Genomic DNA, 12,048 nt, shown 5'->3' with positions numbered 1-12,048 from the left:
AAAATCAACATTTTATTAGTTTTACATATTTTCTGAGTTTTTTAAATTGTCTGTTATTAAAATAAATAAAAAACATTAAATGCGAAAAAAGCGTTCTCATTTTTTTACTTTTGGAAAAGATTAGTACAGTTTTAGATGCTGTGTTATGTGTTTGTAATATTGTAAAAGTATTTGAAAACTCTAATTTTTTAACTGATAATAAAGTAGAAACCTTGGTTTAACTGTATATCTATCTTAGATAACTTTCATTTTTTTAAAAAATAATTTTAAAAAAAGCTAGCTATTTAAATGTTGATTAGGTATAATAGAAACAGATGGAAGATATTCAGGATCTTCTGTTACAAAAATGTGGCTATAATCACAAAAAGGAGTGATGCACGTTGTTAACACTATATACTTCCCCAAGTTGTACTTCCTGCAGAAAGGCTCGTGCGTGGTTGCAAGAGCATCAGATTCCATTTGTAGAGCGAAATATTTTTTCAGAACCTCTTAATAGTTCTGAATTAAAAGCAATTTTACAAATGACGGAAGACGGAACAGAAGAAATTATTTCTACCCGTTCAAAAGTTTTCCAAAAGTTAAATATGGATCTTGATGAGTTACCATTACAAGAACTTTTAGAGCTTGTACAAAACAATCCTGGTTTGTTACGTAGACCAATTATGATCGATAACAAACGTCTACAAGTCGGCTTTAATGAAGATGAAATCCGTCGTTTCTTACCACGAGATGTTCGTCAATTAGAATTACGTCAAGCCCAGCTAATGGCTGGTTTATAGAAAACGCAGAATGAAACTTAGGAGGATGTGATGTCTTCCTGAGTTTTTTTTATTAAAATAGATTGTGTTTTTTGAGGACTTAATGATTTTTTCTTTACATTTATTCTTATTTCGCTACAATTAACCTATATGGATAGTTGGGATAAAGTGAGGTGTAGCAAATGGAAATGGAACATATCAATGAGAATACGATTCGTGTAATGATCGGTCATGAGGATCTAGAAGAACGTGGGGTCTCATTTTTAGATTTATTAGGTAACCACAGAGAAATAGAAAACTTTTTTTATAGTATTTTAGAAGAAGTGGATATTGAAGAGGAGTTCCAAAGTAGCGAAGCTGTCACTTTCCAAGTTTTGCCAAAAGGGGATGGCCTAGAACTGTTTATCAGTAAGAATATGCCAGACGAAGAGATAGGTCAAAACAATGAATCGACGTTGAATAGCGCAGATGTTAGTGAGTTTCTTCAAGGCCAAATGCTTGCGAATGAAGAGGAAAGCGACTTAACAGAATCAACTACTGCAAGTGAACAACGAGCAATCTTTGTATTCAGTGATTTTGAGCAAGTGATCCAGCTTGCGAATGATGTTCAATTAGAATCTGCTTGGACAGATCTATACCAATTAGAAGAACGTTATTATTTAGTTGTTCACTTTTGGATGGAAAATCTAAATCAAACAGATGTTGAAAATCAATATGCACGTATTTTAGAATTTGCTGAAAAAAGTGCACGAACCCCTGAAGCATTGAACGAATACGGACAGCAATTGATGGAACGTAATGCTCTGGAACGAGTAAAATTTTATTTTGAATAAAGCGTAGGATAAAAATACCTAGCGATAGTCGAAATCGCTAGGTATGTTTTGTCGAGGGTCTCAACATTCGTTGAGACTTTTTTTGTTGGCGTATTTACCCAGTGAAAGGGAGTGAGTCGATGCTGCTCGCCAAAGACAAAGAAGGGTCTGTTTTTTTAGCAACTGATGCAACAAAAGAGTGCGATTACTATTGTCCAAAATGTGGGAATCAAGTATTTTTAAAAAGAGGAATGAAGAGGGTCGCCCATTTTTCTCATCGCGATACTCCAGACTGCCAAGTGTTTAGTGAGGCGGAATCTAAAGAACATCTTTATTTAAAAACACAATGTTTTCAATGGCTGAAGAAGAGTTATCCAAGAGTAGAAATGGAAGGTTATTTATCGCAACTGATGCAACGTCCGGATATTTTGGTTGGTCATCATGCGTTTGAGATCCAATGCTCTCCATTGTCTTATGAGCGAATGATTGAAAGAACGATCAATTACAAAGCAAATGAGTACATTGTTTGGTGGCTATTAGGAATGAAATTTTTCAAAAAGAACGATCGGTTAAGTTTAGAAAAAAAGTTTTGCTACTACGACGATTTACGACAGCTCCACTTTTGGCAAATCGACTGGTCCACGCAAAAGGTTTACTTATATAGTCAGATCCTCACAGATTTATCGGGGAAAATCAGCTTTGAACGATTTTCTTGGTCTTTTTTTGAAAAGGAACTATTGACGATATTAGAAGTCGAAAGTGGCACATTACGAAAAATGCCAAGCTCTCCTTCCGTGAAAACAAAAGACTGGTTAGCAAAACAAATCATTCGAAAAAATAAAAAGGTATTAGGAGTACAAGAACAGTGCTACCTAAGAAAGAAGCATGTGCTTTATCTTGAGTCATGGATCTATGAAAACAGTGATTTCTTTTGCTTTTTTTCTGAACAAGTATTCTTTTATCGCTTGCTGTTTTCACAGATGAAATGCCAAGAGAGTGATAAGAAAACAAGTTCTTTCGATAAGTGGTATCAGGAAATCAAGGAATATAAAAATGAGTGGTTATTTCCTTTGATTGATGAGGAAAAAATATATCGCTTATTTTATGAAGAGTGTAAACGTTTAGTACAAAAATAATAATCAGTGAAGAATTCCATATACAAAACATGAAAGAGTTATGATAAACTCAAAAGAGTAAGTAAAAAAGTAACTATTATTTTTTATTCAGAAAAGCATAGTTGCAAAGATGAACAAAAGGAGTGGAACAGATGAGCGAAACAACGAAGTTACCAAATAGAGAAGATTTGCCTGAGAAATTGACATGGGACCTAACACCAATCTTTTCAAGCGATCAAGAATTTGATAAAAAGTACGAAGAATTGACTGAAGAATTAAAAAATTCTGAGCATTATAAAGGAACATTAGGTAATGGAGCAACAGCATTTTTGGAGGCGCTTGAATTTGTCTTAACAATGTATCGTAAAGTTGAGCTTATTTATGTCTATTCCCATTTAAAAAATGACCAAGATACGACAAATACGACGTATCAAGCATTGTATGCTCGCGCTGGAAGTTTACTTTCAAAAGTGAGTGAAGCAATTGCTTGGTATGAGCCAGAAGTATTGCAACTTTCTGATGAGCAAATTTGGCAATATTTTGAAGAAGAACCAAAATTAGAAGTTTATCGTCATTATGTCAAACAAATGGTTGATAACCGCTCGCACATTTTATCAGCAGATCAAGAGGCATTACTTGCTGGAGCCGGAGAAATCTTTGGTGCTTCAAGTGGTACTTTTGCAGTGTTGAATAATGCTGATTTAGAGTTCCCAACAATCACTGGTGAGAATGGTGAAAAGATCCAATTATCGCATGGTGTATATGGTCAATTATTAGAAAGCACCAATCGCGAAGTACGTGAAGCGGCCTTCAAAGGGCTATACAGCGTATATGCACAATTTAGAAACACCTTTGCTTCCACACTTGGAACACATATCAAAGGGCACAACTTCAAAGCAAAAGCACGTCAATATGCTTCTGCCAGAGAAGCCGCATTGAGCAATAACCATATTCCTGAAAGTGTGTATGATACTTTAGTTACTGTCGTGAACAAACATTTGCCGTTATTGCATCGATATATGGAACTACGTAAACGACTATTAAACGTAGATACATTACACATGTATGATCTGTATACGCCGGTATTAGGTGAAGCACCAATCAAATTTACGTATGAAGAAGCAGTAGAAAAAGCGATCGAATCACTTGCGCCAATGGGAGAAGAATATCTTGCTGTCGTAAAAGAAGCATTTTCAAACCGTTGGATTGATGTAGTCGAGAATAAAGGAAAACGTAGTGGCGCTTATTCTTCTGGTAGTTATGATACCAACCCTTACATTCTGATGAACTGGCATGATACGTTGGATCAACTATTCACTTTGGTCCATGAAATGGGACATAGTGTCCACAGCTATTTCACACGTTCGAATCAACCTTTCGTCTACGGCGATTACTCAATCTTCTTAGCCGAGATTGCGTCAACAACAAATGAAAATATTTTGACCGAACATTTATTAGCGACCGAAGAAGATCCTCGGGTTCGTGCCTATGTCTTGAATCATTATTTAGATGGTTTTAAAGGAACAATCTTCCGTCAAACACAATTTGCAGAGTTTGAACACTTCATGCACCAAGAAGATGCAAAAGGAACACCTTTGACGAGTGAGTACCTAAGTGAAAGTTATGGCGAATTAAATGCTAAGTATTATGGTCCGGCTGTTGAAAAAGATCCAGAAATCAAAGATGAATGGGCACGTATCCCACATTTCTACTATAATTATTATGTCTATCAATACTCAACAGGATTTTCTGCTGCATCGGCTTTAGCGAAGAAAATCTGGGAGAAAGAACCAGGCGCATTAGATGCTTACCTAACGTATCTAAAAGCAGGAAACAGCGATTATCCAGTAGAAGTAATGAAGAAAGCTGGTGTGGACATGACTCAAGCAGCTTATATTGAAGATGCAATGGCCGTGTTTGAACAACGATTAAATGAATTAGAAGCATTAGTGGAAGAATTATAGAAATCGTGTGTTGAGTGATCTATTGATCGAATCTTTTTAGATTCGTTCTGATACTACCAAAAACCGGAAAAGTGTGTGAGTTTCTCACTCAACGCTTTTCCGGTTTTTACTGTTAAAAATAACATGAAAATTCAAAAATTAAGGTTTAGATTTTCGGTTTATAGTATACTGACAGGGATAGTATAGTTTGTGCGGTGGCTAGCCTTAAGAAAAGAGGTGATGCCTATGTTGATCTGTGGCTTTCTCCTAGAAAGGAATAAGCATGTCTGTGTTTGAGGCATTGATGTTTGCATTGTCATTTGCAACATTGGTCTTGATCGTCAGCGACAAAGACAACAAAAAATAACCGCTCCTTAAACTCTGACCAGTTTAACGGTTATTTTTTGAATCGATATTAAGCTAGCCATTGTTTTGAACGATACTATCTGAAGGGGAGCTGTGATACAGCTCCTCTTTTCAAAACTATGATACCATAGCGAGTATATAAAAGCGAGTTCAATTTCTTTTGTTCTGATAGAAAAACAAAAAAGGTGAAAATAGCAATACAATAAATAACAAAAAAATCTAAAAATTAAGGTTTGTATTTTGGGTTTATAGTATACTGACAAGGATAGTAAAGTTGATGCGGTGGCTAGCCTTAAGAAAAGAGGTGATGCCTATGTTGATCTGTGGCTTTCTCCTAGAAAGGAATAAGCATGTCTGTGTTTGAGGCATTGATGTTTGCATTGTCATTTGCAACATTGGTCTTGATCGTCAGCGACAAGGACAACAAAAAATAACCGCTCCTTAAACTTTGGCGAGTTTAACGGTTATTTTCTGTAACTAACCAAGCTAGCCACCAGTCAAACGGTGCTATCTGGAGAGAGAGTTGTTGATGCAACGCTCTTTTTTCAAAGTCATGATACCATAGCGAGTATATAAAAGCGAGTTCAATTTCTTTTGTTCTGATAGAAAAACAAAAAAGGTGGAAATAGCAATAAAAAAATAACAAAAAAATCTAAAAATTAAGGTTTGGATTTTCGGTTTATAGTATACTGACAGAGATAGTAAAGTTGATGCGGTGGCTAGCCTTAAGAAAAGAGGTGATGCCTATGTTGATCTGTGGCTTTCTCCTAGAAAGGAATAAGCATGTCTGTGTTTGAGGCATTGATGTTTGCATTGTCATTTGCAACATTGGTCTTGATCGTCAGCGACAAAGACAACAAAAAATAACCGCCACTTAAACTTTGGATGGTTTAACGGTTATTTTTTGAATCAATATTAAGCTAGCCATTGTTTTGAACGATACTATCTGAAGGGGAGCTGTGATAAAGCTCCTCTTTTCAAAACTATGATACCATAGCGAGTACATAAAAGCGAGTTCAATTTCTTTTGTTCTGATAGAGAAACAAAAGAGGTTAAAATAGCAATACAATAAATAACAAAAAAATCTAAAAATTAAGGTTTGGATTTTCGGTTTATAGTATACTGACAGAGATAGTAAAGTTGATGCGGTGGCTAGCCTTAAGAAAAGAGGTGATGCCTATGTTGATCTGTGGCTTTCTCCTAGAAAGGAATAAGCATGTCTGTGTTTGAGGCATTGATGTTTGCATTGTCATTTGCAACATTGGTCTTGATCGTCAACGACAAAGACAACAAAAAATAACCGCCACTTAAACTTTGGAAGGTTTAACGGTTATTTTTTGTAACTGAAATAAACTAGCCACCAGTCAAACGGTGCTATCTGGAGAGAGAGTTGTTGATGCAACGCTCTCTTTTCAAAGTCATGATACCATAGTGAGTACATAAAAGCGAGTTCATTTTCTTCCGTCTTATTGGTAAAAGATTGGTTATAATTGTTTTTATTTGACTTGGAGTTGGCTCAAGGGGATATACTAGAAGCAATCAATCTAAGGAGTGGAAGCGATGAAAGCAACAGTATTTTTAGAACCAGGAAAGATGGCTATCAAAGAAATGCCTAAGCCAGAATTGAACCAAGAGAATGAAGCAATCATTCGTGTGGTACGCGCAAGTGTATGTGGTTCTGATTTATGGTGGTATCGTGGCATCTCTAAAAAAGAACCAGGGTCTGCTGCGGGACATGAAGCGATTGGTATCGTAGAAGAGGTAGCAGAAGGTGTTACAAATGTTCAACCGGGTGATTTTGTGATTGTGCCTTTTACCCATGGTTGCGGGGAATGTGAGGCTTGTTTAGCTGGGTTTGATGGCGATTGTTTATCAGATACTTCAGGTTCAACAGGCTATCAGGCAGAGTATATTCGTTATCGCAACGCAAATTGGGGATTAGTAAAAATCCCTGGTAAACCAGAAGATTATTCCGATGATATGTTAAATTCCTTTGTTACGTTGGCGGATGTGATGGCGACTGGCTATCATGCAGCAGTGAGTGCTGAGGTGAAAGAAGGAGATACAGTCGTTGTGATTGGAGATGGTGCTGTAGGGTTATGCGGAGTAATTGGAGCAAAATTGTTAGGCGCATCAAAAATCATTGCGATGAGTCGACATGAAGACCGTCAACAGCTAGCTTTGACATTTGGAGCAACGGATATCATTGCGGCTCGTGGAGAAGAAGCAATCGCTGAGGTCATGAAATTAACAGGTGCTGGCGCAGATGCAGTGTTAGAGTGTGTAGGAACGCAACAAGCGGTTGAAACGGCAGTAAAAGTTGGGCGACCAGGTGCAGTTGTTGGACGTGTGGGGGTTCCGCATGTAGATGAGTTGGATACGAACGCTTTGTTCTATCGTAATATCGGCTTACGCGGAGGGATTGCGGCTGTGACGACTCACGACCGAGCTTCACTATTAGAAGCAGTCTTATCAAATAAAATCGAGCCAGGTAAAGTCTTTACGCAACAATTCGAATTAGATCAAGTTCAAGCTGCTTATGAGGCAATGGATGAACGAAAAGCAATCAAATCATTATTAGTTATGTGATGGTTCCTCCGTTCGTCAAGTGAGAGGAAATCATTCTTTTCTCCATCCTTCAAGAATTGAAGGATGGTTTTTCAGAAATTTGATGTCTGTCACGCTTTTAAAATCGTTTGTCAAACGGTTTCAATCATGATAAAATAAATGTAATTAGAGAAAAGGAGCGATGTGCCATGTGGTTGTTTTATTTGGATCAAGTATTTTTAAACAATTAATTGAATCGTTTAAAAACAACTTGTAAATGACAATTCACGGGAACTTTGCTGTTTTTCTATGCTTTTTTAGTATGGACAAAATTCTTGAAGAAGCAGTCTTTCACAGGCTGCTTCTTTTTTGTGTTTCCGTTAGAAGGATGTTCATTTGCACAAAAGGAGTGCAAACAATGGAAGCATTAGCAATGCAATTAAAAGAGATTGAGATTACGTATAACGGAAAAGAAGTGTTAACAATTAATGAGCAAGCGATTTATGAGAATGCGCGGATCGGTATCGTCGGAGATAATGGTAGCGGGAAATCGACGTTACTTAAATTATTAGCTGGAGAAATCCTACCAGAAAAAGGAAGAATAGATCGAAGGGTTGATTTTAAATATTTTGCACAGATCGATACCCTTGATCAGCATCCAGTCGAAGAAATCGATTTTGAGTTACTCAGCCGTTTCCGAGTACCCAATCAACTGGCTCACTTTAGTGGTGGTGAAGAAGCGAAATATCGTTTGGCGCAAGTATTATCTACGTACACACCAGGTTTGTTGTTAGATGAACCAACGACTCATTTAGATCAACGAAGCGTGCAATTGTTGATTAAAGAACTTCGGTATTATTATGGAACCTTAATTTTTGTTAGCCATGATCGCTTATTTCTCAATGAATTAGCTGACAAAATATGGGAAGTATCGGGACATACGATAAATGAGTATCAAGGGAACTATGATGACTATCTAAAGCAAAAAGAGCAAGAAGTAATTGCTCAAGAAAGAGCGCATGATGACTATTTGAGAGAACGTAAAAAATTAGAAAACAGCATGATCAAAAAAGAGCAGCAAGCCAAAAAAATGGCACAATCTTCCAATCAAAAAAGCAGAAGCAATAAAAATAGTCGGAAACCTGACCGTTTGGCAGGAACAAAACAAAAAGAAAGTGGTCAAAAAGGCATAATGAAAGCGGCGAAGTCAATGGAGAAACGTTTAGAAAAATTAACGGCAGTCGCAAGAGTACAGAAAAAGCATCCGATTGATTTCCCGCAGACAAAAACAACTGTTTTACACAATAAGTTCCCAATCGCAGGTGAATCAGTGACGATCCATTACGGTGAAAAAATCCTGCTTGATGAAGTTAACTTTGCCTTTGCTCTAGGAAAAAACATCGCGATTATTGGTCCTAATGGGAGTGGGAAGTCTAGTTTACTCAGTCATATCTTGCAGCAAAACAATGGAATAAAGCTTAGTCCAAAAATTACTTTTGCTGTCTATGAGCAAATGGATTATCACTATGTTGAAGATATGACTGTCCTACAGTACATGATGCGTCAGACCGAATATCCAGAAAGTTTGATCCGAAGTATGCTTCACCATTTAAGCTTTTCACCGGAGGCTATCCAACAATCAGTTTGTTCGTTAAGTGGAGGAGAAGCTACACGGCTGTCACTAGCAACCCTGTTTGCTAAGACTTCAAATGTATTGATTCTAGATGAACCGACTAATTTTATTGATCTGCGGACAATGAATGCGCTAGAGTATTTTTTGAAACAATATCACGGAACAGTTTTGTTTACGTCGCATGATCCTTATTTTGTTCAACAAGTGGCAGATCAAGTCTATGAAATAAAGGATCGAAAACTGATTCGACGAGATTGAATCAGCATAAAACGAGTTTACTGTTGTTGCTAAGCGAGCGTCAAAGGGAGTGCCAAAAATAGGTAACTGAAATAAGCAGTGAAATCCGGAAATCGTTTTTCCTATTTTTGGATTTCGCTGTTTATTTTTGTAAGAATTTATTTCTGGCGAGTTACCTTTTTTATTTTAATTTTAATACACGCATGCGCCACTGACTTTGTTCGGTCCATCGAAATGGAAAAAGCACGAGTCAAATTGCGCTGAAGTGTGATAGCGTTTCCAAGGAAAAGTCATTATAGTTGAAATGGGGGGACAGGAATGATCAATTACCGCTTGAGTTATCTGTTTGAGGAAACGAACAGACAAAAATTGATAAAACTGACGAACTTGGAGGAAGAGACTCTAAAAATAGAATTAACAAAAATCAATCATTTTTGTGAAAAAAAGTTAGGGCAAAAAATAAACATTTCTGGAGAGGAGGTACGGGTTCCGGAGGTGATTCGGCGACGATGGTCTGAAGTCCTCTTTGAAGTGTCAAAACAGGAACTGTATTTTTCGGAAGAGGAAAGACAAGCCATGATCTATCTTCTTGCCTTTTCGATGGTTGATGACTTATCTGTTTATTATTTTCAAGAATTATTCAATGTAAGTAAGAATACAGTTTTGAAAGATGTCAGAAATTTAAGAATGAAACTTCAAGAAGAAGACATTCGCCTGATTTATTCTAGAAAAAAAGGCTTCTACATAGATGGCGCTGAACTTGATGTTCGCCGCTTAGCTTATTCAACTGTAGGAGTACTAACAGACACCAAGAACGGCCACTGGTTACTTTTTGAGGGGATCTATGGCATTTCTAGAACGAATTATGTTGTGGTGAGAGACCGCCTGCTTCGTATTTTAGAGGAATTTGATTTAATCATCGTTCCTAGTCGTTTTGAGGAAATGTTGTATTTTATTAGTTTTTTATTGTCACGGATCACAAAAAAAGCAGTTTTTCTAACTGAAAAAGACAAAGAGATGCTGACCTCTTTGAATGTCTATCAAGCAAGCAAAAAATTTTTAATAGATTTTGGTCAAATCAAAAATCAAGTAGAAGAAGAATGTTATTTGACTGTGCTGTTAAAGACTGTCTTACAAGGCGATATCGAGGATCATTCTGTAGAATTTTTATTGGAATGTGCAAGAGAGGTCATCCATGAGATGGAACGTTTATCCGCTGTCCGTTTTGTGGACTATCGGAAATTATTGATGAATTTCTTTTATCATCTTGTTCCCGCTTATTTTCGTATCCGCTATCGATTCACATTGAATAATGTGTTGATCGATGAAATCAAAACCCAATATCGAGAATTATTTGAATTGACTCGTTTAGCGCTTTATCCGCTCAAACAATTAGTTGGCGAGATTCCTGATACAGAAATTGGTTATTTTACGATTTTATTTGGTGGAGAGATCAGAAAACAAAAGGAGCGACATGATTACCAAAGATTAAAGGCGATGATCGTCTGTCCTAGTGGCATCAGCTCTGGCTTGATCATGGAATCGGAATTACAAGAGCTATTTCCACAAATCGAATTTTTGCCGGCACGATCAACAGAAGAATATCAGATGCTTCGTTTTTCGGAAGACATTGATATGGTGTTTTCCAGTGTCCCACTAAAAACACCGGTGACCAGTTATGTTGTGAAACCCATCATGACTCCTTTAGAAAAAAATGAATTAGTCAAAAAGGTCCAACAAGCATTTTATGTTTCAGGAAGAGGTGTGCATTCGATCGAAGAAATTTTGGAAGTGATTTTTCCATATATTGATTTGAAAGAAGGCATGACGAAGAGGAAACTGCGACAGATTGTCGAGAGAAAAATAAACAAAGAATTGAACAGAAGGGAAGATCAACGGCCAATGTTATCAGAATTATTAACAAAAGAAACCATACAATTTACGGACAAACAACTGACATGGCAAGAAGCCATCACCGAGGCAGCTCAGCCTTTGTTAACGACCAATAAAATCGAAGAAAAGTATGTGGGGGCGATGATCGAAAAGGTCATTGAACATGGGCCCTTTATCCATATTGGAAAAGGAATTGCTTTACCTCATGCACGACCAGAAGATGGCGTAAAAGAAATTGGGATGTCTTTACTGAAGGTAACTGATCCAGTCTTGTTGAGCGATGATGAAAAGCATCCTATCCAGTTATTTATCTGCCTAGCCGCGGTGGACAACGAGATGCACTTGAAAGCTTTAGCTAGCTTGACGAAAATTTTGTCGAATAAAGAACGTTTAACGTCATTACTCGAAGCGAAAGATGTAGAAGAAATCATCCATGTGATCAAAGAAGGAGAAGATGAAAAATGAAATTTGCAGCAGTATGTGGTTCAGGATTAGGATCAAGTTTTATGGTGGAGATGAATATCAATTCAGTATTAAGTGATCTAGGGGTAAGTGGAGTGGAAGTTGCTCATTACGATCTAGGAAGTGCAGCACCAGAATTAGCAGATGTCTTTTTTATTGGTAGAGATTTAGCAGATAGCGCACAACATTTAGGTGAAATCGTCGTATTGGAGAGTATCATCGATCTAGATGAATTGAAAGAAAAAGTAGCGGAGACATGTAGACAAAAAGGATTACTATAAA

At 37.1% G+C, this 12,048-nt stretch carries 8 protein-coding genes; all 8 read left to right on the top strand.

The genetic code is table 11. The annotated features are described in order from the left end of the window. Positions 1-380: 380 nt before the first annotated feature. The 8 genes from spxA (at position 381) to EM4838_RS12375 (ending at position 12,047) form a co-directional block, all read left to right on the top strand. Positions 381-779 (top strand): transcriptional regulator SpxA, encoded by a 399-nt coding sequence (gene spxA, locus EM4838_RS12410; protein ID WP_019723016.1) that lies wholly within the window; start codon positions 381-383, stop codon positions 777-779. Positions 780-940: 161 nt separating this feature from the next. Next, positions 941-1,591, top strand: a complete 651-nt coding sequence (locus EM4838_RS12405; RefSeq protein WP_071866481.1) for an adaptor protein MecA — start codon at positions 941-943, stop codon at positions 1,589-1,591. Between the two features lie 119 nt (positions 1,592-1,710). Continuing rightward, complete coding sequence (locus EM4838_RS12400; RefSeq protein WP_071866480.1) at positions 1,711-2,706, top strand: competence protein CoiA; 996 nt, start codon at positions 1,711-1,713, stop codon at positions 2,704-2,706. A 131-nt stretch (positions 2,707-2,837) separates the two neighbouring features. Continuing rightward, positions 2,838-4,649 (top strand): oligoendopeptidase F, encoded by a 1,812-nt coding sequence (pepF, locus tag EM4838_RS12395; RefSeq protein ID WP_071866479.1) that lies wholly within the window; start codon positions 2,838-2,840, stop codon positions 4,647-4,649. 1,905 nt (positions 4,650-6,554) lie between these two features. Then, complete coding sequence (locus EM4838_RS12390; protein ID WP_071866478.1) at positions 6,555-7,583, top strand: zinc-dependent alcohol dehydrogenase family protein; 1,029 nt, start codon at positions 6,555-6,557, stop codon at positions 7,581-7,583. 376 nt (positions 7,584-7,959) lie between these two features. Continuing rightward, positions 7,960-9,432: a ribosomal protection-like ABC-F family protein gene (abc-f, locus tag EM4838_RS12385; RefSeq protein ID WP_071866477.1), complete on the top strand. Its 1,473-nt coding sequence runs from the start codon at positions 7,960-7,962 to the stop codon at positions 9,430-9,432. 297 nt (positions 9,433-9,729) lie between these two features. Then, a complete protein-coding gene (locus EM4838_RS12380) occupies positions 9,730-11,769 on the top strand; it encodes a BglG family transcription antiterminator (protein ID WP_071866476.1) in 2,040 nt (679 codons plus the stop codon). After that, positions 11,766-12,047 carry a PTS sugar transporter subunit IIB gene (locus tag EM4838_RS12375; protein WP_071866475.1) on the top strand — a complete coding sequence of 94 codons (282 nt, stop codon included), beginning with the start codon at positions 11,766-11,768 and terminating at the stop codon, positions 12,045-12,047. Before EM4838_RS12380 ends, EM4838_RS12375 begins: the two co-directional genes overlap by 4 nt. Position 12,048: the final 1 nt, after the last annotated feature.

The organism is Enterococcus mundtii, assembly GCF_002813755.1.
GTDB classification, from domain to species: Bacteria; Bacillota; Bacilli; order Lactobacillales; family Enterococcaceae; genus Enterococcus_B; species Enterococcus_B mundtii.
Note: the sequence above shows the minus strand (reverse complement) of the source record. Positions and strands in the feature narration are given on the sequence as shown.